This window comes from Streptococcus sp. NLAE-zl-C503 (genome assembly GCF_900104285.1).
Taxonomy (GTDB): domain Bacteria; phylum Bacillota; class Bacilli; order Lactobacillales; family Streptococcaceae; genus Streptococcus.
Genome location: NZ_FNJT01000001.1, coordinates 348,062 through 369,110, shown reverse-complemented (window position 1 = coordinate 369,110; position 21,049 = coordinate 348,062). Strand labels below are relative to the sequence as shown.

25 protein-coding genes are annotated in these 21,049 nt (G+C 40.7%); 6 read left to right on the top strand and 19 right to left on the bottom strand.

The genetic code is table 11. The annotated features are described in order from the left end of the window. Positions 1-52 precede the first annotated feature (52 nt). The 5 genes from rocS to glmU all read right to left on the bottom strand — a co-directional run bounded on the left by rocS (position 53) and on the right by glmU (position 3,589). Complete coding sequence (gene rocS / locus BLS46_RS01790) at positions 53-547, bottom strand: chromosome segregation protein RocS (protein ID WP_000021247.1); 495 nt, start codon at positions 545-547, stop codon at positions 53-55. A 76-nt stretch (positions 548-623) separates the two neighbouring features. Beyond that, the gene (locus BLS46_RS01785) at positions 624-1,316 is read right to left on the bottom strand and encodes a 5'-methylthioadenosine/adenosylhomocysteine nucleosidase (RefSeq protein WP_093585184.1); all 693 of its coding nucleotides are present in this window, start codon (positions 1,314-1,316) and stop codon (positions 624-626) included. Between the two features lie 15 nt (positions 1,317-1,331). Then, a complete protein-coding gene (macP, locus tag BLS46_RS01780) occupies positions 1,332-1,643 on the bottom strand; it encodes a cell wall synthase accessory phosphoprotein MacP (protein WP_093585181.1) in 312 nt (103 codons plus the stop codon). A gap of 11 nt (positions 1,644-1,654) precedes the next feature. Then, on the bottom strand, positions 1,655-2,200 hold the full coding sequence (locus BLS46_RS01775; protein ID WP_093585177.1) for an NUDIX hydrolase: 546 nt from the start codon (positions 2,198-2,200) through the stop codon (positions 1,655-1,657). 9 nt (positions 2,201-2,209) lie between these two features. Then, on the bottom strand, positions 2,210-3,589 hold the full coding sequence (glmU, locus tag BLS46_RS01770; RefSeq protein WP_093585174.1) for a bifunctional UDP-N-acetylglucosamine diphosphorylase/glucosamine-1-phosphate N-acetyltransferase GlmU: 1,380 nt from the start codon (positions 3,587-3,589) through the stop codon (positions 2,210-2,212). Positions 3,590-3,747: 158 nt separating this feature from the next. On the opposite strand from glmU, the gene BLS46_RS01765 reads away from it, so the two are divergent. From BLS46_RS01765 to lysS, 5 genes are all read left to right on the top strand, one after another. Then, complete coding sequence (locus tag BLS46_RS01765; protein ID WP_093585171.1) at positions 3,748-4,548, top strand: glycoside hydrolase family 25 protein; 801 nt, start codon at positions 3,748-3,750, stop codon at positions 4,546-4,548. Positions 4,549-4,653: 105 nt separating this feature from the next. Further along, complete coding sequence (locus BLS46_RS01760) at positions 4,654-5,496, top strand: DUF368 domain-containing protein (protein ID WP_093585168.1); 843 nt, start codon at positions 4,654-4,656, stop codon at positions 5,494-5,496. After that, complete coding sequence (locus tag BLS46_RS01755) at positions 5,496-5,978, top strand: aminoacyl-tRNA deacylase (protein ID WP_093585165.1); 483 nt, start codon at positions 5,496-5,498, stop codon at positions 5,976-5,978. The genes BLS46_RS01760 and BLS46_RS01755 overlap by 1 nt, the downstream gene beginning before the upstream one ends. Continuing rightward, entirely contained in the window at positions 5,978-6,601 is a 624-nt protein-coding gene (locus BLS46_RS01750; protein ID WP_093585162.1) for a histidine phosphatase family protein, read from the top strand. The genes BLS46_RS01755 and BLS46_RS01750 overlap by 1 nt, the downstream gene beginning before the upstream one ends. A 138-nt stretch (positions 6,602-6,739) precedes the next feature. Further along, positions 6,740-8,230, top strand: coding sequence for a lysine--tRNA ligase (gene lysS / locus BLS46_RS01745; RefSeq protein WP_093585159.1), 1,491 nt, complete (start codon positions 6,740-6,742; stop codon positions 8,228-8,230). 74 nt (positions 8,231-8,304) lie between these two features. On the opposite strand, the gene BLS46_RS01740 is transcribed toward lysS, so the two are convergent. The 5 genes from BLS46_RS01740 to BLS46_RS01720 form a co-directional block, all read right to left on the bottom strand. Then, complete coding sequence (locus BLS46_RS01740; protein WP_093585156.1) at positions 8,305-9,141, bottom strand: amino acid ABC transporter substrate-binding protein; 837 nt, start codon at positions 9,139-9,141, stop codon at positions 8,305-8,307. 11 nt (positions 9,142-9,152) lie between these two features. Next, complete coding sequence (locus BLS46_RS01735) at positions 9,153-9,782, bottom strand: amino acid ABC transporter ATP-binding protein (RefSeq protein WP_000891749.1); 630 nt, start codon at positions 9,780-9,782, stop codon at positions 9,153-9,155. A gap of 10 nt (positions 9,783-9,792) precedes the next feature. Beyond that, positions 9,793-10,434 (bottom strand): amino acid ABC transporter permease, encoded by a 642-nt coding sequence (locus BLS46_RS01730; RefSeq protein WP_000120844.1) that lies wholly within the window; start codon positions 10,432-10,434, stop codon positions 9,793-9,795. Positions 10,435-10,581: 147 nt separating this feature from the next. Then, positions 10,582-11,811 carry a tetratricopeptide repeat protein gene (locus BLS46_RS01725; RefSeq protein WP_180364033.1) on the bottom strand — a complete coding sequence of 410 codons (1,230 nt, stop codon included), beginning with the start codon at positions 11,809-11,811 and terminating at the stop codon, positions 10,582-10,584. After that, positions 11,801-12,967, bottom strand: coding sequence for an AI-2E family transporter (locus BLS46_RS01720; RefSeq protein WP_093585153.1), 1,167 nt, complete (start codon positions 12,965-12,967; stop codon positions 11,801-11,803). Before BLS46_RS01720 ends, BLS46_RS01725 begins: the two co-directional genes overlap by 11 nt. 143 nt (positions 12,968-13,110) lie before the next feature. Between BLS46_RS01720 and BLS46_RS01715 the strand changes: the two genes are divergently transcribed. Next, the gene (locus BLS46_RS01715; RefSeq protein WP_093585150.1) at positions 13,111-14,124 is read left to right on the top strand and encodes a lactonase family protein; all 1,014 of its coding nucleotides are present in this window, start codon (positions 13,111-13,113) and stop codon (positions 14,122-14,124) included. 42 nt (positions 14,125-14,166) lie between these two features. Here BLS46_RS01715 and BLS46_RS01710 read toward each other — a convergent pair whose 3' ends face one another. From BLS46_RS01710 to BLS46_RS01670, 9 genes are all read right to left on the bottom strand, one after another. Continuing rightward, a complete protein-coding gene (locus BLS46_RS01710; RefSeq protein ID WP_093585147.1) occupies positions 14,167-14,586 on the bottom strand; it encodes a F0F1 ATP synthase subunit epsilon in 420 nt (139 codons plus the stop codon). 10 nt (positions 14,587-14,596) lie between these two features. Continuing rightward, the gene (atpD, locus tag BLS46_RS01705; RefSeq protein ID WP_000094368.1) at positions 14,597-16,003 is read right to left on the bottom strand and encodes a F0F1 ATP synthase subunit beta; all 1,407 of its coding nucleotides are present in this window, start codon (positions 16,001-16,003) and stop codon (positions 14,597-14,599) included. Between the two features lie 85 nt (positions 16,004-16,088). Next, complete coding sequence (locus BLS46_RS01700) at positions 16,089-16,967, bottom strand: F0F1 ATP synthase subunit gamma (protein ID WP_000301234.1); 879 nt, start codon at positions 16,965-16,967, stop codon at positions 16,089-16,091. A 15-nt stretch (positions 16,968-16,982) separates the two neighbouring features. Further along, positions 16,983-18,488, bottom strand: a complete 1,506-nt coding sequence (atpA, locus tag BLS46_RS01695; protein WP_093585144.1) for a F0F1 ATP synthase subunit alpha — start codon at positions 18,486-18,488, stop codon at positions 16,983-16,985. Between the two features lie 14 nt (positions 18,489-18,502). After that, positions 18,503-19,039: a F0F1 ATP synthase subunit delta gene (locus BLS46_RS01690; protein ID WP_093585141.1), complete on the bottom strand. Its 537-nt coding sequence runs from the start codon at positions 19,037-19,039 to the stop codon at positions 18,503-18,505. Further along, complete coding sequence (gene atpF / locus BLS46_RS01685; RefSeq protein WP_093585138.1) at positions 19,039-19,533, bottom strand: F0F1 ATP synthase subunit B; 495 nt, start codon at positions 19,531-19,533, stop codon at positions 19,039-19,041. The genes BLS46_RS01690 and atpF overlap by 1 nt, the downstream gene beginning before the upstream one ends. A gap of 13 nt (positions 19,534-19,546) precedes the next feature. Beyond that, complete coding sequence (atpB, locus tag BLS46_RS01680; RefSeq protein ID WP_000392856.1) at positions 19,547-20,260, bottom strand: F0F1 ATP synthase subunit A; 714 nt, start codon at positions 20,258-20,260, stop codon at positions 19,547-19,549. Positions 20,261-20,293: 33 nt separating this feature from the next. Continuing rightward, entirely contained in the window at positions 20,294-20,494 is a 201-nt protein-coding gene (locus BLS46_RS01675) for a F0F1 ATP synthase subunit C (protein WP_001054552.1), read from the bottom strand. Between the two features lie 234 nt (positions 20,495-20,728). Beyond that, on the bottom strand, positions 20,729-21,040 hold the full coding sequence (locus tag BLS46_RS01670; RefSeq protein ID WP_093585135.1) for a CHY zinc finger protein: 312 nt from the start codon (positions 21,038-21,040) through the stop codon (positions 20,729-20,731). Between the last annotated feature and the right edge of the window lie 9 nt (positions 21,041-21,049).

The window sequence follows — 21,049 nt, the reverse complement described above, 5'->3', positions numbered from 1 at the left end:
ACTATAATAAGAAAAGAAGCTATTAGGTTAGTGAATAACCCAAACAGCTTCTTTATTTTCCTCCAAACAGGCGAGCAAAAAAGCCTTTTTTGGTTGCTTGGACTTCTTCTTTTGCTTGGTCCAACTCGAGTTTCAAGCTTTCTTGATCCTTCATAGCTTGAAGAGTTAACTGTTGCTGTTGGTCCAATTGTTTGTCCTTTTCTGCAATCTGGCGGTCTTTGATGCGCATCTGCTCATCTTTTTCTGCCAGTTGCTGGTCCTTGGCCTTGAGTTGCTCGTACAAACGAAGAATTTCAGCATTTTTCTCATCGACCAAGATTTCCATCAGTTCGCGTTGTTTGACATCATCACTGACTGGTTCATCTTCAAAAATCGTTTTTTTATAGATTTCTTCTAGCTTGATTAAGCCACTTCGAGTAACTACTGTTACACCTTTGTCATTTTTTTTCGTGTCCTCTTCGGGAAGTTCTTTAACACGATTGTTGATTGCCTGACGAGATAGTCCTAAGACCTCTGCAATCTCGCTGACGGTCATTTCAATACTCATAATATCCTCTGAAACGTTTTCTAGCTTTTCTTTATTTAAATCTTATCATAAGCTAGATAAACTGTCAAATTTCCGCTTAATTCAAGGCCTTTAAAAAGGCTAGTAAGACTTGGGCCGAACGACGCCCAGCTTCGATAATAAACTCATCAAAAGAGATAGAGGCTTCGTGATTGGCATTGTCACTCATAGCACGAATGACGAGGAAAGGTAGGTCAAGAGCCTGAGCCGCCTGAGCAATGGCCGCCCCTTCCATTTCAACTGCTAAAACATCTGGAAAGTGGGACTTGATACTAGCAATCTTATCTTCTCCAGCTATAAAACTGTCCCCTGTAGCAATCAAGCCTAGGTGCCAGATCTGTTCTACTTGAGATAAACTTTCTTGAATCCTAGTGATAAACTCCTTATCTGAATTAAAGTAAAGGGGTTGACCAGCCATCTGACCATAAGCATAGCCAAAAGCAGTCACGTCCACATCATGGTAGACAAGTTTATCCGCAATCACTACATCTCCAACAGCAATCCCTTCTGCAAGAGCACCTGCTGATCCTGTATTAATAATGGCTTCTACTTGGAAATGATCAGCTAACACCGCTACACTCATAGCCGACATGACCTTCCCAATCCCACTCTGAACTAGAACAACTTCTGTCTTGCCAATAGTGCCAGTATAGTAGGTATTTCCTAAGACCTGAACTTCTTGAGCTTTGTCCAAATTCTGAGTCAGATATACAAGCTCTTCTGGCATGGCAGCAATGATTCCAATTTTCATTTCATTTCCTTTCAATTACAAGAGTTTCATTGCCAAAACAAGCAAAATCAAAAGTAAAATCACCACAAACAAGACTCGGTTGAGTTTTGAGTTGAAGACATTTCTCTTAGTGTTCTCAATGCGGCGGCTCTTATGAATCGTTGGCTCTACTTCGATTGTAAGTGTATCTTGACTAAAACCGTGGTCTGTAGAACGTGAATAACCAAAATGTTGTGAAGACGTTGGTAGGATCTTTGTTTCCTCATCATCTTGAAGAGGTGGCCCTGATATTTTCTCACCGCGGTTGGCACGTTCAATCATCTCATCTGTTAATAAAGGTTTTCCCATGGGTTTCTCCTCTATTTCTTTTGTAGTTCCCAGTGCTGAATCGCCATAATGGTCTTGGCATCACAGATATGACCTGACTGGATCAGGTTCTTGGCTTCCTCTAGACTTACTTCTAAGACTTCCAAGGTTTCATCATCATCTTGTGGGCGAGGATTTTCCACCTTGACCAAATCACTAGCAAGGTAGAGTTTTAGTTTTTCATTACAAAATCCAATCGCAGAATAGAAATCGTACAACAGTTCTAACTTACCAGTGTAGGCAACTTCTTCTTCCAATTCACGAAGTGCCGCTGCCATTGGATCAGCATTTTCACCAAGTTCTAGTTTACCAGCAGGAATCTCATAAGAAACCGCCTCGATAGCTTTTCGATATTGCTTAACGAGAACGATTTTGTCCTCGGCTGTCACAGCTAGTACACAAACAGCCCCATTGTGAAAAATCAAGTCACGTTGGGCAGTTCCCTTTCCTTCTGGTAGTTCCACCTGGTCTTGTACTAGTTTGAAAATAGGACCTTGATAGATTTCCTTCCGACTAATCGTTTTTTCTTCAAATTCCATGACAAACTCCTACTGGTTCTTCGGATGATGAGGTAAGCGTGTTGCGTACTCGTCTTTGTTAACTTGTCGTCCACGACCGATAGCAATGGCATCTGCAGGAACATTCTTGGTAATGGTTGAACCAGCTCCAACGAGAGAATTGTCACCTAATTCAACTGGAGCAATAATGGTTGAGTTTGAGCCAACAAAGACATTGTTACCAATCACAGTCTTATATTTGTTTTTCCCGTCATAGTTTACTGTAATGGTTCCTGCACCGAAGTTAACATGGCTACCGACTTCACAATTTCCGATATAGGTCAAATGACCAGCCTTGGTATTTTCACCGATGGACGACCCTTTTACTTCAACAAAGTTTCCAATGTGAACTTGGGCAGCTAGGCTTGAACCTGGACGAATGTGGGCATAGGGACCGACTGTCACACCGTCTGCAACCGTACTTTCCTCAATCATGGAATTCGTAATCACAGCTCCAGCCCCAATGGTGCTATCCACGATATAAGTTCCATTTGTTAAAATAGTCTCCGCACCAATCTTCGTTTGACCTTTTAAGGTAACGTTGGCTTCGATTTGAACTTCAGGAGCAATCTCAACATCAATGTCAATGTAAGTCGCTTCTGGATTAACAAAGCTGACACCATTGACCATATGTTTTTGATTGATACGGCGGCGCATCACTGCTTCCGCAGTAGCAAGAGCTACACGGTCATTTACTCCAAGGCTTTCATCAAAGTCCTTAAGAGTATAGGCACCAACCTTCTCACCCGCATTACGGAAAATACCAATTACATCTGTAATATAATACTCACCTTGAGCATTGTTAGTGTTGATGCTTTTGAGAGCTTCAAAAAGACGTTCATTGTCAAATACGTAAGTTCCAGTATTGATTTCCTTGATTTGTTTTTCAAAATCAGTCGCATCCTTTTGCTCGACAATGCGAAGAACTTCAGCATTATCGTTACGAACGATACGACCATACCCAAAAGGATCTGCTGCTTCAGCTGTTAAAATCGTCGCCACATTTTTGTGATTGATATGGAAATCCAAGAGATTTTTCAAGCTTTCACCTGTAATTAGAGGTGTATCCCCAGCGATAACCAAGGTGTGACCAGAGCAATTCTGGAGGATTGGCTCTGCCATCATGACAGCATGACCTGTTCCTAACTGTTCTGACTGGGTAACAAAGTCTGTCTGCCCAGCCAAGACTCGCTCAACTAACTCTGCCTTGTGTCCAACTACGGTAACTGTCTTTTCAGGTTGAATAGCACCAACACTACGAAAAACGTGTTCCAACATCGAAATTCCTGCTACTTTATGAAGTACCTTAGGAAGATCTGATTTCATGCGAGTACCCTTACCCGCTGCTAAAATAATGGCATAATTTGACATACTATTCTCTTTTCTGTAAAAATTCCCTTATATTATACCATAATTTTACTTTTAAAGAACAAACAAACAGGTGCTTTCCTGAAAATCTCCCCTACTTGTCTACATTTCTAGACTGTTTCCTTTGATTTTTTTAAATTTTTACGATAAACTAAATAAATATGAGAAGACAAATTCATCCAGCTATTATTTTGAGTTTATTTGGAATTTTCATAGCGATTTTACTCCTCAATAGACCAAGTTTTGAGGATCATCCTATCAAAACAAAACCAAATGCTCTTCAAGTTGAAACACAAGCCTTGCATAATCTTGACAAACCCATTATCGACGTCTCTGGTTGGCAAAGACCTGAGGAGATCAACTACGATACCTTATCTCAAAACATTTCTGGTGTTATCGTTCGCGTGCACAATGGGGCTCAGCATACTGAAACAAATAATGCTGCCTTTATCAATGGTGTCGATAAAGCCTATAAAAATCACATAGCAGAATTTCAAAAACGCAATGTCCCTGTGGGTGTTTATGCTTACGTTGCTGGAAAAAGCAAAGAAGATATGGAGAAGGCTGCTGAAGTCTTCTACAACGCTGCTTCTCCCTATAATCCTAGCTACTACTGGTTAGATGTTGAAGAAAAAACAATGTCTGATATGAATGAAGGTGTTGAGGCCTTTCGCGCCAAACTGGAATCTTTAGGCGCTAAAAATATCGGCATCTATGTTGGGGTTTACTTCATGCAAGAGCATAGTATCAATACAGAAAAGTTCACTGCTATTTGGATCCCTTCCTATGGAACGGACTCTGGTTATTTTGAAACGAAGCCAAATACTGATCTGGACTACGATCTCCACCAGTACACATCTAAAGGAAGAATTGCAGGATTTGAACATCATTTGGACATCAATTTGATTTCTACTGCTAAAGAGAAGGAAGAAACCTTCAGAAAATTATTTTTGAGACCATAAGACAAGTGAAAATAACAAACTTTTTCACTTGTTTTTTCATTTTCTCCCTGTCTGTGTTATAATTGATAGCATAGAGAAGAATTTTATGAAATTGAGGATTTTATTATGTTTTCATGGATTGCACGAGTTATTAAAGGAATCGTCATTGCATTAGGGTTTATCCTACCAGGAATTTCTGGCGGTGTTTTAGCAGCTATTTTGGGAATTTACGAGCGAATGATTGGCTTTCTGGCTCATCCCTTTAAGGATTTTAAAGAGAATGTCCTTTACTTTATCCCAGTAGCTATCGGGATGTTGCTAGGGATTGGTTTGTTTTCCTATCCGATCGAGTATTTGCTAGAAAATTACCAAGTCTATGTTTTGTGGAGCTTTGCTGGAGCTATCATCGGTACAGTTCCTAGCCTCCTTAAAGAATCTACTCGAGAATCTGACCGTGATAAGGTTGACCTAGTCTGGTTCTGGACTACCTTTATCCTTTCAGGCTTGGGTCTTTACGCGCTCAATTTTGTCGTAGGTTCACTCAGTGCTAGTTTTGCAAACTTCATCTTGGCAGGTGTTCTTTTAGCTCTTGGTGTCTTGGTACCTGGTTTAAGTCCGTCAAATCTACTTTTGATTTTGGGACTGTACGCTCCTATGCTGACTGGTTTTAAAACCTTTGATTTATTTGGTACTTTCCTTCCTATCGGCATTGGTGCAGGAGCAACCCTCATTATCTTTTCAAAATTAATGGACCACGCCTTGAACAACTATCACTCTCGTGTTTATCACTTTATCATTGGCATTGTTCTTTCAAGTACTCTCTTAATTTTGATCCCAAATGCTGGAAATGCTGAAAGTATCCAATATACTGGACTTTCTATTGTGAGCTATGTTCTCGTTGCCTTCTTCTTTGCGCTTGGTATCTGGCTTGGTATCTGGATGAGTCAATTGGAGGATAAGTATAAATAATGGCAAAGAAAGTCAAGATTAAAAAAACCTTGGTCGAACAAATCTTAACCAAGGCAGGTATTGACCATACTGGTATTCAGATCAACGCGCTTGAGGGTGAACTTCCTTCGGAATATGATCGAACACATATCTTTAAAACCTTGGCTCTTTTGGGAGACAAAACAGGACCAATTATTGGAATTGTTCCCATAACAGAACATCTCGCCGAGAAAAAACTAGCAAAGGTTTCTGGCAATAAAAAAGTGAGTATGATTCCTCAAAAAGACCTAGAAAAAACAACTGGTTATATTCACGGAGCCAATAATCCTGTCGGTATTCGTCAGAAACACAATTATCCAATTTTTATTGATCAGACTGCCTTGGATTTGGACGAATTGATCGTCTCTGCTGGGGAAGTCGGGCACAGTATCATCGTACGCCCTCGAGACTTGGCCAGCTTTGTAAAAGCGGATTTTGCAGATATTTTGGAGGAAAGTAAGTAATGAAACTCTATTTTGTTCGTCATGGTCGCACCCTCTGGAATCTTGAAGGACGTTTTCAAGGTGCTAGTGGCGACTCACCCCTTCTTCCGGAATCCATTGACACCCTAAAACAACTTGGCCAGTATCTCAAGGAAATACCTTTTGATAAGATATATTCAAGTGATTTACCCAGAGCGGTCAAATCTGCTGAAATTATCCAAAGTCAACTCCAGACACCCTGTCCTTTAGAAAGTATTCCAGACCTACGCGAATGGCAACTTGGAAAACTTGAAGGTTTAAAAATCGCAACGCTCAATGCCATCTATCCACAACAAATCAAGGCCTTTCGCTCCAATCTGGCTCAGTTTGATACGAAGATGTTTGAAGCGGAATCCCTCTACTCTACGACCCAGCGTACTATTCAATTTATCAAATCTCTGAAAGAAAGTCCGACTGAAAACATTCTAATCGTCGGTCATGGGGCAAATCTGACTGCTAGCCTTCGAACACTTTTAGGTTATAAAGAGGCTCACCTTCGCAAAGATGGAGGCTTGGCCAATGCCAGTCTTACAATTTTAGAAACCGAGGATTTTGAAAACTTCACTCTAGAAAGATGGAATGACACTTCCTATCAAAGAAAATAATGGAACTTGATCTTAATAGTCAAGTTCTTTTTAGTTTTCAAAGAATATCCGTGAATTTCTCTGCTATTTATGATAAAATGGGAGTATCGTAAAAAATGACTCATCGTATTCAATTTTGAGTAAAACTAGGAGGATCCCATGTCAACAGAACATATGGAAGAACTAAATGACCAGCAGATCGTTCGCCGTGAAAAAATGGCTGCGCTCCGTGAGCAGGGAATCGATCCCTTCGGAAAACGTTTTGAACGTACTGCTAACTCACAAGAACTAAAAGACAAATTTGCAGAACTCGATAAAGAACAATTACATGAATTAAACGAAAATGCTACTATCGCTGGACGTTTAGTTACTAAACGTGGTAAAGGGAAAGTCGGCTTCGCCCATCTCCAAGATCGTGAAGGTCAAATTCAGATTTACGTTCGTAAAGACGAAGTTGGTGAAGAAAACTATGAAATCTTCAAAAAAGCTGACCTAGGAGACTTCCTCGGTGTCGAAGGTGAAGTTATGCGTACAGATATGGGAGAACTCTCTATCAAGGCCACACACATCACGCACTTGTCTAAAGCGCTTCGTCCTCTTCCTGAGAAATTCCACGGTTTGACAGACGTTGAAACCATCTATCGTAAACGTTACCTAGACTTGATCTCTAATCGTGAAAGCTTTGAGCGTTTTGTCACTCGTTCAAAAATCATCTCTGAAATCCGTCGTTATCTTGATCAAAAAGGTTTCCTTGAAGTGGAAACACCTGTCCTTCACAACGAAGCTGGTGGTGCAGCTGCTCGTCCATTTATCACTCACCACAATGCACAAAACATCGACATGGTACTTCGTATCGCGACTGAGCTTCACTTGAAACGTCTTATCGTTGGTGGTATGGAACGTGTTTACGAGATTGGCCGTATCTTCCGTAACGAAGGAATGGACGCTACTCACAACCCTGAATTCACTTCTATCGAAGTTTATCAAGCTTATGCTGACTTCCAAGATATCATGGACTTGACGGAGGGTATTATCCAGCACGCTGCTAAATCAGTCAAAGGTGATGGCCCAGTAAACTATCAAGGAACTGAAATTAAGATCAATGAACCGTTTAAACGTGTTCATATGGTGGATGCTATCAAGGAAATTACTGGTGTTGATTTCTGGCAAGATATGACTTTCGAAGAAGCTAAAGCTATCGCTGCTGAGAAGAAAGTTCCAGTTGAAAAACACTACACTGAAGTTGGTCACATCATCAACGCTTTCTTTGAAGAGTACGTTGAAGAAACCTTGATCCAACCAACCTTTGTCTATGGTCATCCAGTAGCTGTCTCACCGCTCGCTAAGAAAAATCCTGAAGACGAACGCTTTACTGACCGTTTCGAGCTCTTCATCATGACCAAGGAATATGGTAATGCCTTTACCGAGTTGAACGACCCAATCGATCAGCTTAGCCGTTTTGAAGCTCAAGCTAAAGCTAAAGAACTTGGTGACGACGAGGCAACAGGCATCGACTACGATTACATCGAAGCCCTTGAATATGGTATGCCACCAACAGGTGGTTTGGGTATCGGTATCGACCGTCTCTGCATGCTCCTCACTGATACAACCACTATCCGTGATGTATTGCTTTTCCCGACAATGAAATAAGCTCTTATCCTCTGGTACTTTCCAGAGGATTTTTCGATACAAAAAGAGACTGAGGAAAAACTCAATCTCTTTTCTTATTCTTGATTTTTAACTTGACTGGTGGCTACATCTTCTCCAAACCATTTTTGACTAATTTCTTGGAACTTACCATCCTTGTAAAGACTAGAAAATCCTTCATTTATCTTATTAACCAGAGTTGTATCTTCCTTACGTGCTCCAACTGCAAAAGCTTCTGTTTCTAGTCCAACTGTAAAGACATTATAATCGTTTAAAACGCCTTCTGCTTCTAAATAATAGTTTGCATAGACACGATCAATCAATAGGCCGTCAATTCGATCGTTTTTCAAATCAATCAAGGCTTCATTAAAAGTTTGGTATTGATTCGCTTCATTATTAGCGACAATATCCTTCAAAATCGCTGGCTTTCCTTCAAAGTCCGCATAACCAGATGAACCAGCTTGAGCTCCCAAAGTCTTTCCAGTCATATCTTTTACAGTCGTGATACCTGACGATTTCTTAGTAACCAATACCTGCTCATTCTTCATATATGAGTTACTGAATGCTACCTTTTCACGACGTTCGTCTGTAGCTGAATAGCCATTCCAAATCAGATCAATCGTTCCTTTTGTCAATTCAGCTTCTTTCAAATCCCAATCAATCGGTTGCCAATTTACCGTAATTCCGTATTTTTCAAAAACAGCTGTAGCTAAATCAATATCAAATCCTGCATAGGAACCATCTTTCTGAGCAAATCCCATTGGAACAAAAGTACTATCAAACCCAATAGTAATAGACTTGTTAGACTCGTACTTAGACCAATTATCTCCACTAGTTTCACTAGAATTTTTCCCACAAGCTACTAAGAACAAAGCAGTCATTAGACTGACTAATACAAGCATCAATTTTTTCATCATTTTTCCCCCTATTTAGGCTCTACTTTTAATAATACATCTGCAATATTTTCAGCGAATTGTAAATCGTGAGTAACCACAATTTGCGTCATCCCAAGTTCCCTATTTTGCAAAATCAGTTTTTCCACTTCCAAGCGTAATTCTGGATCCAGAGCAGAAGTTGGTTCATCGTAGCCAATGATTTCTGGGTCAATCATCATAGCACGCGCCAAAGCCACTCGCTGCTTTTGCCCACCTGATAGTGAGAAGGGATAAGCATCTGCGTGCCCTGCTAGTCCTAACTGTTCCAAGAGTCCACGCGCCTTCTTCTCAGCCTCTTCCTGCTTCATTCCCATAGTTTTCACAGGCGATAGAGTCAAATTGTCCAGAACTGATAAATGAGGGAAAAGTTGAAAATCTTGGAAGACAAATCCTAGTAGGTTGCGCTTTTCTAGTTCGTCTAAAGCTAGAGATTCACCGTTATAGTAGATTTCTCCAGAATCGATAGTTTCCAGTCCAGCTAACATACGCAACAAGGTTGTTTTTCCGCCTCCTGATGGACCTACGATTGCCAGGATTTGCTTTTCAGGAATTGATAGGCTGAAATTAGTTAAGATTTGTTTGCCACCAAAGGCCTTGTTGATGTTTCGTAATTCTAACATAGCAATCCTCCTATCTATAGTAACTGTACTTCTTCTCAACTTTTTTGGCAAGGATAGTCACAATACCAATCAAAATCAAGTAAATTGCTCCTGCCAAGAACATAGGAATCAGACTAGCATCACGGTTGGCTGCTGTACGACTAGCCAAAATCAAATCTGAAATACCTAAGGCATAGACCAAAGAAGTATCCTTGACCAAACTCATGACTTCATTAAATACACTAGGAAGAACAATTTTGGTCACCTGTGGTAAGATAATATAGCGCACTGTGGCAAAAGGGCTAAACTTCAAGACCTTAGCAGCCTCATATTGACCCTTAGGAATAGTATCAATCCCCCCACGGAAGATTTCAGCAAAGTAAGCTGCATAATTCAAAACAAAGGCAATAATAGCCGCAGGAAGGCGATCCAAACGAATCCCAATATTTGGGAGCACATAATAGATAAAGATCAATTGCAAGAGCAAGGGTGTTCCCCGCATGATCCAGATATAAATGTTGATCAGATAATGGAGGAGCTTCCAATGGACTTGCAAGGCAAAGGCAATCAAAACGCCCAAGGGAATAGAAAAAATCAAGACCAGTACAAAAACCTGTAAAGTCATGCTTGCACCGCTCAATAAACTCGGTAATATCTCAAACAAATAAGACATACTGCACCTCCTAAAAATAATTGTTCCTATTATAGCATAAATAAACAATTTAGCAAGGGTTATTGCAAAAAAATTCTGTTTCTTTTTGAAAATAAAAAACCGTATCCATCAAAATGACTAGATACAGTTTTGCTTTATAGGATATTTTTAAAGTGTTTCTAGCAGTTCTTGCATCTGAACATCATCTGGAATCAGTTTTAAATATGCCTCTGCTTGAGTCTTAGCTTCTTCAAAATACCCCAATTCACGCAAGAGATAAGTATATTGCTCCAGAAACTCTGGATTGTCCTTGAGGTCAGACGACAGTTCTTGATAGAGCTCATAAGCCTTATCTAAATCCTCGATTTCCTGGTAAGAACGTGCAATCATCCACTTGGTCAGGACGTTTTCAGGTTCTTGACTTTGGAGAGCGATAATATCCTCAAACCGCTCTTGTTCCATATAAATGGTTGCGAGACGAAGGAGAATCTCTTCCGTATCTTCTGCATCTTCTTTGGCAATAAGGAGAAAATGCTCTGCAGCACTAGCATCATGTAATTCATACGAAAACTGTGAAGCAGCTAGTAAGAGCCGAGTTTCAAATGGATTTTTCTCCAACCCCTGTTTAGCGATACGGAGAGCTTCTTCTATCTGATGTTCCTTGTGCAAGGCTTGACTATAACCATACTCATATCCTTCAAAATCTGGCGAAATGGTATCAATCTGCTTAAAGTAGAGAGTTGATTTTTGATACTCTTCTTGGTCAAAGTAAAGACTAGCCAGTTCAAAGGCAGTTTGGTCATCGTATTCTAGTTCCAAGGCTTTTTCTAAAAACTCTGTAGCAGCTTCAAACTTGCCTAACTGGGCATAAGCGTAGCCGATTCGCTGATAGGTTGAGACACCCGTTTGTTCATAGATGGAGCGATTCTCTAATTGAGCATATCCCTGAATGGCTTCCTGATAATTCCCTAACTCGCTATCCAACTCAGCCAAACCAAAAACTAATAAGGGATCGTCTGAGTAGTTTAGGGCTTCCAGTAACTTTTCACGCGCTACATCTGTCAATCCCTCCAACTGATAGAGGTCTGCCTTCAAGGCCAAAGCCGATACATACCAGTCACTTTCAGGTGTGATTTCCTCAAGGTAAGCAAATGCTTCCTCAACATTGCCATCCTCGCTAGCAATACTTGCTAAGTTCAGATTCACCTCTGGAAATTCTGTAACAATATTTTGGTAAATTTCTTTTGCTTGAGGATAAAAGCCAATTCCCTCAAGATAGCTTGCTAGTTCATAGAGAACTCCACTTGAATCTGTTTCGAGGGCTTTGCGAAAATACTGATCTGCTTTGTTTAAATCTTGGTCATCCAAAGCCTGGAGCATGCGTTGACTATTGTTCACTCTTGATTTCCTCCCCTTCTTCTTCATACAAACCGCTGACTTTTTTATACCAGTTAAAGATAGCCGAGATAACGACCTTGGCAGAAGCATAGACAGGAATTCCCAGCAAGACTCCCCAAATACCAAACATAGAACCTGAAGTTAGGAGAACAAAGAGGACATTGATCGGATGGATGTTTAGCTGACTACCTAAAATGAGCGGAGATACGAAGCGACCTTCAATCGTTTGTTCAACAATAAAGACAATAATTACTTTCAAAAGCATCACAGGGCCTGCGATTAAACCTAAAACAAGGGCAGGCAGCATGGCGAGGAAACTACCTAGATAAGGGACTAGATTTAGAATACCAGCCGTTACACCTAGAGTGACAGCGTAGCGTAAACCGATAATCTTAAAGAAGATAATAAACATGATAGCTACAATAATAGCTACTGTAACTTGTCCTCTAACATAGTTTGATAGCTGTTTATTGACATCTGATAGGATTTCACCCACAGGTTCTTTTAACTTGGTTGGGATGAATTTGGTCAAGTAATCACGCAAGCCTTTTCCATCTCTCAAAAGATAAAAGAGCATGAATGGTACGATAATGACCGCTACAATCACCTGAGAAACGCTACTGATAAAGGCGCTGACCCAGTTAACGGCTTGAGAAGAAATTTTGCTGGCCCATATCGTTGCTTCTGTAGAAACATTTGCAAGAACCTGCTCCAACTGCGGTCTAAAATCATCTGGCAAGCGTTTGGTTACAAGGTCATTGATAACCATATCAGCATCCTTAAGATAAGTCGGCACATTCTTTGCAAAATTTAAGACTTGGCGTTGGAAATTTGGAATAGCGACTGCCAGACCCCAAAGGATAAAAAGTCCAATAATGACAAAAACAATACTAATGGCAAGGACACGATTGATCTTGTGCTTCTCCATCCAGTCAACAATCGGATTGAGGAGGTAATAAAGTAAACCAGATAGAATAACTGGTAACATGACAACCCCAAGAAAGTCTAAAACGGGTAAAAATATAAAACTAATCTTACTTAGAATGAAAATGTTTAGCCCCAGTAACAAGGTTACTAAAAATACAGTGATGGCTTTATTATCTAAAAACCACTTAAAAAACCAAGATAGGCTAAAATGTTTCTCTTTATGTTCCATAAATACATCCTTTCTGTCATTATTTCATTATACCATTTTTAATCTAAAATAACTCTTATTAAAGTGCTTACATAGATTAAACGAACACTTCCTGACTGTCATTTTGTGGTATAATGAACTTATCATTATTAAGAGGTATGGACATGAAAGAAACTGTTTATTTTGGAACTTATACTCGTCGCTCATCTAAAGGGATTTACAAGGCAGATTTTGATACAGAAACAGGCCAGCTTGCAAATCTTGAACTCTTTGCTGCTGAACCAAGTCCGACCTACCTTGCCTTTGACCAACAGCAACACATATACACCGTAGGGAGCCAGAATGGCTTGGGTGGAATCGCTGCTTACAAGACCGATGGTACTTTGCTAAATCATGTGGTTGAAGAAGGCGCTCCACATTGCTATGTGGCAGTGGATGAAAAGCGTAGTCTTGTTTATGGAGCCAACTACCACAAAGGTCAAGTTCTGGTTTATCAGCGCCAAGCAGATGGTAGTCTCATCCAAACGGATCTGGATCAGCATAGTGGACATGGTCCTCATGAAAACCAAACTTCCCCACATGTTCACTTTACGAATCTAACACCTGACCAGTATCTCGTCACATGTGACCTCGGTACGGACGAAGTAACGACCTATGATGTCAGCCCAGAAGGAAGACTAAGTAAACTCTCCACCTATCACAGCCAAGCTGGAGCAGGGGCTCGCCACATCGTTTTCCACCACCACTATAAGATTGCCTATCTCATTTGCGAACTAAATAGTACCATTGAAGTCTTGATTTATGATGGGGTTGGTGAATTTGAACGCATGCAAGTCATTTCAACCTTACCAGACGGCTATGAGAGATTCAATGCTACTGCAGCCATTCGTCTTTCAAAAGATGGGAAATACCTTTATGCATCCAACCGAGGTCATGATTCCATTGCAGTCTATACAATCCTCGCTGATGGCAGTCTGGAATTATTAGAGATAGTACCAACACATGGACAAAATCCACGTGATTTCGACCTAACTCCTGATCAAGAGTTTCTCATTGCTGTTCATCAAGATTCTGATAACGCAACCGTCTTTAAGCGTAATCCTGAAAGTGGTCGTCTTGCAGAACTTTCTAACGATTTCCATGTCCCAGAAGCAGTCTGCATCCACTTTGCGAACTAAGATAATCAAAAAATGAACTTGAATCTCAAGTTCATTTTTTGATTATAGTTTATTTCCGACATTAATACGGTTAATGGCACGTTGAAGAGCAATCTTAGCGCGTCGTTCTTGGTCAATTAAGTGCTTGTCTTGAGCTTCTTCAATTTCACGTTCGGCGCGAAGTTTAGCACGTTCAGCACGGCTGACATCGATATCACGAGCACGCTCTGCTGAGTCTGCTACGATGGTAATGATGTCATTGGCAATCTCGATAATCCCTCCGTTCACTGCAATCCAGTTCACATGAGTATCATCATCGATTCGTTTTACCTTTACTTCATCAACCGCTAAAACCGCAATCATATTTTCATGTCGTGGCAAGATCCCCATCTCACCATCCAGAGTTCGTACCGATACAAAGCTGGCATGGTGATCATAGACGAGGCCATCTGGTGTCACGATCTGGACAGTTAACTGAGCCATAGATCACCTCTTAAAATCCCATTTTCTCTGCCTTAGCAATGACGTCTTCGATTGAACCAACTCCACGGAAGGCATCTTCTGGCAAGTGGTCATGTTTACCATCAAGGATTTCCTTAAAACCACGAACTGTTTCTGCTACTGGTACATAAGAACCAGGTTGGCCAGTAAATTGCTCCGCAACGTTGAAGTTTTGTGACAAGAAGAACTGGATACGACGAGCACGCGCAACCAAGGTCTTTTCTTCATCAGAAAGCTCATCCATACCAAGGATGGCAATGATATCTTGCAATTCATGGTAACGTTGAAGGACACGTTTGACTTCAGCAGCAACTGCATAGTGCTCCTCACCAACGATTTCAGGTGCCAAGGCACGTGAGCTTGAAGCTAGAGGGTCAACGGCTGGGTAGATACCCAACTGTACCAACTTACGTTCCAAGTTAGTCGTTGAATCCAAGTGAGCGAAGGCTGTCGCTGGCGCTGGGTCAGTATAGTCATCCGCTGGCACGTAGATAGCCTGGATAGAGGTTACAGAACCCTTCTTGGTTGAAGTGATACGTTCTTGCAATTGACCCATTTCCGTAGCAAGTGTTGGTTGGTAACCAACGGCTGATGGCATACGACCCAAAAGGGCAGATACTTCTGAACCAGCTTGTGTGAAACGGAAAATGTTGTCAATGAAGAGAAGAACGTCTTGACCTTCTACATCACGGAAGTATTCAGCGATTGTCAAACCAGTAAGGGCAACACGCATACGTGCTCCTGGTGGTTCATTCATCTGACCAAATACCATTGCGGTTTTCTCGATAACGCCTGATTCTTTCATTTCCCAGTAAAGGTCGTTCCCCTCACGAGTACGTTCTCCAACACCGGTAAATACTGAAATACCACCATGTTCTTGAGCAATGTTGTGAATCAATTCTTGAATCAAGACAGTTTTACCAACTCCGGCACCACCGAAAAGTCCAACTTTACCACCTTTTAGATAAGGGGCAAGAAGGTCAATAACCTTGATCCCTGTTTCCAAAATTTCAGATGAGGTAGACAATTCATCAAAAGTTGGAGCTTTTTTATGAATTGGCTGACGCTCAGCGTCTTCAGCGAAAGGAGCATCCAAGTCAATGGTATCTCCCAAAACGTTGAAGACACGTCCCAAAGTTTCTTTACCTACTGGAACGGAGATTGGACGGCCTGTGTCCAATACTTCCATTCCACGAGTCAAACCATCTGTTGATTCCATGGCGATAGTACGGATCATACCATCACCCAACTCCAAGGCTACTTCAAGGACGATTTTTGTTTTTCTTTCGTCATTTTTGTAGACGACAAGTGCATTGTTAATCTCAGGAAGTGTTTCCCCAGCTGCAAACAAGACGTCTACAACGGGTCCGATAACCTGAGCAATTTTACCTGAACTCATCTCCTTCTCCTATTCTATATAAGATACTGTCGGTTCCTAGCTCAACTAGGTCCTAAGTTCATTTTGATTCGAGGGAGGCAAAGCCTTATTCTAAGGCACTAGCCCCCGCTACGATTTCTGTAATTTCTTGTGTAATCGCCGCCTGTCTGGCACGGTTATACTGGATTGTCAAATCATTGATGACCTTCTTAGCATTATCAGTCGCTGTTTGCATAGCTGTCATACCAGCGGCATTTTCAGCTGTCTTGGCATCAATAATAGCCCCGTAAATCATACTTTCAGCATACTGTGGCAACAATTGCTCTAGAATCTCATCACGGCTCGTTTCCAACTCAAAGGTCAAGCTATACTCTTCATCCGCTTCATTTGGATCCAAGTCAACAATCGGAAGCATTTGTTCCACACGCATTTGACTTGTGAGAGTATTGACATGATGGTTGTAGCAGACGTACAATTCATCAAAAAGTTCATTTTGGTACATTTCAATCGTTTTTGAAATAATTTTACGAACTTCATCAAAACTTGGTTGGTCGGCCAAGCCACGCAATTCATAGATTGGCTGAATGCCACGAGCCTTGAAAAAGTCAGCTCCCATACCACCAATACAGATAACTTCAAAGTCATCTCCATTTGGATGGTATTCTTCTTTCAACTCCATAACGGCTTTAAGGATGGAAGCATTATAACCTCCAACCAAGCCACGGTCTGAAGTAATAACGATATAGCCTGTTTTCTTAACTGGACGACTAATGAGCATCGGATTGGTAGAACCACCAGATCCGTTACCATGCAGAATATCCGTCAAAAGCTTACGAACCTTCTGAGCATAAACTTGAAAATTGCGTGCTGCTTCTTCAGAGCGACCTAACTTGGCAGCCGATACCATTTGCATGGCATTAGTGATTTGACTAGTATTTTTTGTTGAGGCGATTTTTGTTTTAATATCATTTAGAGATACTGCCATCTGACACCTCTATTCTTATTGGAAGCTGGATTGATTGAGAAACTCTGTAATCGCAGCATCCAAGACTGTTTCTTCTGGCAAGTCTTTTGTTTCACGAATAGTTTCCAAAATCTCTGGATGTTGTGCATCAAAGAAATCATGAAACTCTTCCTCAAAACGAACAATGTCATCTACAGGAATCGTATCCAAGAAACCATGTGTCAAAGCATAAAGAATGGTTACTTGTTTCTCAACAGGTAATGGTTTATGAACTGGTTGTTTCAGAACTTCAACCGTACGACGACCACGATTCAACTTAGCCTGAGTTGCTGCATCCAAGTCCGAACCAAACTTAGTGAAGGCTTCCAACTCACGGTATGAAGCAAGGTCGATACGAAGAGTACCAGCAACCTTCTTCATGGCTTTAATTTGAGCAGAACCACCTACACGAGATACAGATGAACCTGCATCAATAGCTGGGCGAATACCTGCGTTAAAGAGACCATCTCCAAGGAAGATTTGACCATCTGTGATTGAAATCACGTTAGTTGCGATATAAGCAGAGATATCTCCTGCTTGTGTCTCGATAAATGGTAGGGCTGTGATTGAACCACCACCAAGTTTATCAGAAACCTTAGCTGAACGCTCAAGCAAACGGCTATGAAGGTAGAAAACATCCCCAGGGAAGGCTTCACGACCTGGTGGACGACGAAGCAAGAGGGAAAGCTCACGATAAGCTACCGCTTGTTTTGAAAGATCATCATAAACAATCAAAACATGCTTGCCTTGGTACATAAACTCTTCAGCCATAGCAACCCCAGCATAAGGAGCTAGGAAGAGCAATGGAGAAGGCTGTGATGCAGAGGCAGTCACAACGATTGTGTAGTCCAAAGCACCGTACTGACGAAGTGTTTCTACTTGTGTACGAACGGTTGATTCTTTTTGTCCAATTGCAACATAGATACAGATCATATCTTGACCTTTTTGGTTCAAGATTGTATCAATTGCAATGGTTGTTTTCCCAGTCTGACGGTCACCGATGATCAACTCACGCTGACCACGACCAATCGGTACAAGGGCGTCAATAGCTTTCAAACCTGTTTGCAATGGTTCTGATACAGACTTACGCTCCATAACACCAGGAGCTGGTGCTTCTACTGGACGAGTCTTGTCAGTATGGATTTCTCCAAGACCATCAACTGGACGACCAAGTGGATCCACAACACGTCCAATCAAGTTATCACCAACTGGGACTTCCATGATTTTACCTGTACGGCGGATTGTATCCCCTTCACGGATATCCGTAAAGTCACCTAAGATGATAATCCCAACATCTGTAGACTCCAAGTTTTGCGCCATACCATAAGAGCCATTTTCAAAAATCAAGAGCTCTCCACTCATGGCATTTTCAAGGCCGTGGGCACGTGCGATTCCGTCCCCGATATAGGTTACAACACCAGTTTCAGTCACATCAAAATTGGGTTTGAAATTTTCAATTTGTTGCTTAATTAAAGCGCTGATTTCTTGTGCGTTAATTGCCAAAAGAACACCACTTTCTATTTCAAATTTTCTTTAACAACTCGAAGTTGTTGTTTAATACTCACATCAATTGTCTTGTGATTAGCAAAAATGACAAAACCACCAATTAGACCTTCATCAATTTGTTCTTTGACGCTCCGCACTTTCAGAGACATTTTTTTCTCTATCAATGGGAGCAGACGTTCCTTCTGTTCATCTGTTAAAGGATGAGCTGAAGAAATCGTGACTACAAAACGATTGGCCTCTTTTTCAAGGCGATTCAAACAATCTGCAATTACTTCATAAAAAAGATTTGCTCTGTGATTGTAAATCAGAACCTGAATAAAGTTTTGCATTAAAGGTGAGACAGAGTCTTGAAAGAAACGAACTGTTTTTTCCTTATCTGACTCATCAACTGCTACCTGAGCTAAAAAAGAAGGTAAGCCCGTTTCTTCTGCGACTTGTTTGATTTGATCCAAGTCTGAAAAAATCCGGTCCTCTTCTCCTTTTTCAATCACTAATTGGACAAAAGGCATGCTGTATTTTTCAATTACCTTTGCTGTCTTCTTGTCCATTAGGCTTCTCCTAGCTGATCGATATACTGATCAATGAGTTCCTTATGGGCATGACTGTCAAGGTTTTGTGAGATGATTTTCCCAGCTAGGCTAACTGTCAAATCTGCCACCTCGCCCTTAACACTTTGTAAAGCCTCAGCTTTGTTTTGCGCAATTTCTTGGTTCGCTTTTTCTTTCAAGCGACCAGCTTCTAGCTTAGCTTCAGCCAAAATATCTGATTTACTCTTTTCAGCTGTCTCCTTGGCATTCTCAATGATTGTTTTAGCTTCGGTACGGCTACCTGCCAACTCATCTTCGCGCTTTTGAGCAAGAGTCTCTGCTTTTTGACGAGCTTGTTCAGCGCCATCAATATCAGCAGCAATCTTTTCAGCTCGTTCTTCAAAGATACTCGTCAAGTTTGACCATGCGTATTTTTTAACTAAGACGACCAAAAGGATAAAAGAGCCAGCGATTAAAATAAAGTTACCAATCAATTCACCTACTGTTACGTGCATCATTTACTCCTTTCTACTCTTCATCATTAATTTTATTTCCTAGATACATTGAAGACAAGACTGTGAATACATAGGCCTGAACACAGGAAATAAACACAGAGAATGCCGTCCAGACAAGATTGGTAACAAATGCGACTGGATACCAATAAAGAGCCTGATGAGAAAGAGTAATAAGCAAGCTTGCCATCACTTCTCCGGCAAAGATATTCCCGAACACCCGCAAAGCAAGTGATAGGAAATTCGTGACTTCTTCGAGGAGATTCATCGGTGTCATAAAACCTGGGGTAACAAAGCCCTTCAGATACTTTTTAACACCACGGCGACGAATTCCTTCTATATGGGTCATCAGGATAATTCCAAATGACAAAGCCAAGTCAAACTGGAGATTTGCAGTTGGCGATGTCCAAAGGTTTGTCCCATCTGTAGTTTGAAGTTTCGCCATCAAACCAAGATTGTTTGCGATAACCATAAAAAGAAATAAACACAAGTAAAAGAGTGAGTAATCTTTCATGTACCGAGAACCTACGTTGGGTTCTGTAAATCCGACTACAAAGTCATAGAGATACTCTAGTACATTTTGCTTTCCTTTGGGTTTCACAGTCATATTACGACTTGCCCAATAGATAAAGCCAAAAATCAGTGCCACAGACAACAAAGTCAATGCTGTCAAGGTTAAATCAAAGGTAACAGGACCAATATTGATGGTTGGATTGATACTTTCTTCCATCTAGAATCCTCCCTTTTCATTTTATACTTCTCTTTATTTGATGATAAATGAAAATACGAGAGTTACAAAGAATGTTCCTTCGATAAACGCAATCCCCATGATCATCAAACTACGCAATTGTGGGATAATATCTGGTTGGCGTGCTGCAGATTTGAACAAACCGTTCATCAAAAATCCTTCTGCAAGAGATACACCCATACAGGCAAGACATAGACCGAAAAATGTTAAATTCATGATGAATTCTCCTTTTTTATTTAAATTTACTTACTTAGTTTAGTCCTAAAATTTGTTTTTGTCAACTTTTTACTAACATTGAAAGCGTTTCAGATAATTTATTTCTAATTTTACTATTTTTAGTACGATTGTATAGAAATTTTTCACCTGTTACCATAAGAAATTCCGTATTTTTTCTAAGGTTTTTGAAGCAAAATAAAAGACCCAAGCTTAAAAACTTGGATCTATTTTTGTCTATTTAAAATAAAATGAATGATGTTGTTTACAACCTGGATTAAATGGAGCGCTACAATAAGGACAAACCATCTGTTTTTGGTATTCTTGAAAAGTCATTGTCCTCTTACAAGCCCCACATAAAATCGGGCGATCCTCAGAAAGCGTCAAGGGATAAGGAGAAAACAAATGCGTTTCCATAGCATTGTGGCACTGATAGCAAGCGTAGTATTTCCTGCATTCATAACACTGGAGGGAGACGATATCCTTTACACTATGATAGTGAACACACCTGCTTTCATCATCTACCAATAAACCATGAGCTTGAATCATTCACTTTTC

Excerpts from the sequence above, each read along its gene's own strand:
- rocS (WP_000021247.1), bottom strand. The coding sequence starts at position 547 with ATGAGTATTGAAATGACCGTCAGCGAGATTGCAGAGGTCTTAGGACTA.
- BLS46_RS01785 (WP_093585184.1), bottom strand. The coding sequence starts at position 1,316 with ATGAAAATTGGAATCATTGCTGCCATGCCAGAAGAGCTTGTATATCTG.
- macP (WP_093585181.1), bottom strand. The coding sequence starts at position 1,643 with ATGGGAAAACCTTTATTAACAGATGAGATGATTGAACGTGCCAACCGC.
- BLS46_RS01775 (WP_093585177.1), bottom strand. The coding sequence starts at position 2,200 with ATGGAATTTGAAGAAAAAACGATTAGTCGGAAGGAAATCTATCAAGGT.
- glmU (WP_093585174.1), bottom strand. The coding sequence starts at position 3,589 with ATGTCAAATTATGCCATTATTTTAGCAGCGGGTAAGGGTACTCGCATG.
- BLS46_RS01765 (WP_093585171.1), top strand. The coding sequence starts at position 3,748 with ATGAGAAGACAAATTCATCCAGCTATTATTTTGAGTTTATTTGGAATT.
- BLS46_RS01760 (WP_093585168.1), top strand. The coding sequence starts at position 4,654 with ATGTTTTCATGGATTGCACGAGTTATTAAAGGAATCGTCATTGCATTA.
- BLS46_RS01755 (WP_093585165.1), top strand. The coding sequence starts at position 5,496 with ATGGCAAAGAAAGTCAAGATTAAAAAAACCTTGGTCGAACAAATCTTA.
- BLS46_RS01750 (WP_093585162.1), top strand. The coding sequence starts at position 5,978 with ATGAAACTCTATTTTGTTCGTCATGGTCGCACCCTCTGGAATCTTGAA.
- lysS (WP_093585159.1), top strand. The coding sequence starts at position 6,740 with ATGTCAACAGAACATATGGAAGAACTAAATGACCAGCAGATCGTTCGC.
- BLS46_RS01740 (WP_093585156.1), bottom strand. The coding sequence starts at position 9,141 with ATGAAAAAATTGATGCTTGTATTAGTCAGTCTAATGACTGCTTTGTTC.
- BLS46_RS01735 (WP_000891749.1), bottom strand. The coding sequence starts at position 9,782 with ATGTTAGAATTACGAAACATCAACAAGGCCTTTGGTGGCAAACAAATC.
- BLS46_RS01730 (WP_000120844.1), bottom strand. The coding sequence starts at position 10,434 with ATGTCTTATTTGTTTGAGATATTACCGAGTTTATTGAGCGGTGCAAGC.
- BLS46_RS01720 (WP_093585153.1), bottom strand. The coding sequence starts at position 12,967 with ATGGAACATAAAGAGAAACATTTTAGCCTATCTTGGTTTTTTAAGTGG.
- BLS46_RS01715 (WP_093585150.1), top strand. The coding sequence starts at position 13,111 with ATGAAAGAAACTGTTTATTTTGGAACTTATACTCGTCGCTCATCTAAA.
- BLS46_RS01710 (WP_093585147.1), bottom strand. The coding sequence starts at position 14,586 with ATGGCTCAGTTAACTGTCCAGATCGTGACACCAGATGGCCTCGTCTAT.
- atpD (WP_000094368.1), bottom strand. The coding sequence starts at position 16,003 with ATGAGTTCAGGTAAAATTGCTCAGGTTATCGGACCCGTTGTAGACGTC.
- BLS46_RS01700 (WP_000301234.1), bottom strand. The coding sequence starts at position 16,967 with ATGGCAGTATCTCTAAATGATATTAAAACAAAAATCGCCTCAACAAAA.
- BLS46_RS01690 (WP_093585141.1), bottom strand. The coding sequence starts at position 19,039 with ATGGACAAGAAGACAGCAAAGGTAATTGAAAAATACAGCATGCCTTTT.
- atpF (WP_093585138.1), bottom strand. The coding sequence starts at position 19,533 with ATGCACGTAACAGTAGGTGAATTGATTGGTAACTTTATTTTAATCGCT.
- atpB (WP_000392856.1), bottom strand. The coding sequence starts at position 20,260 with ATGGAAGAAAGTATCAATCCAACCATCAATATTGGTCCTGTTACCTTT.
- BLS46_RS01675 (WP_001054552.1), bottom strand. The coding sequence starts at position 20,494 with ATGAATTTAACATTTTTCGGTCTATGTCTTGCCTGTATGGGTGTATCT.
- BLS46_RS01670 (WP_093585135.1), bottom strand. The coding sequence starts at position 21,040 with ATGATTCAAGCTCATGGTTTATTGGTAGATGATGAAAGCAGGTGTGTT.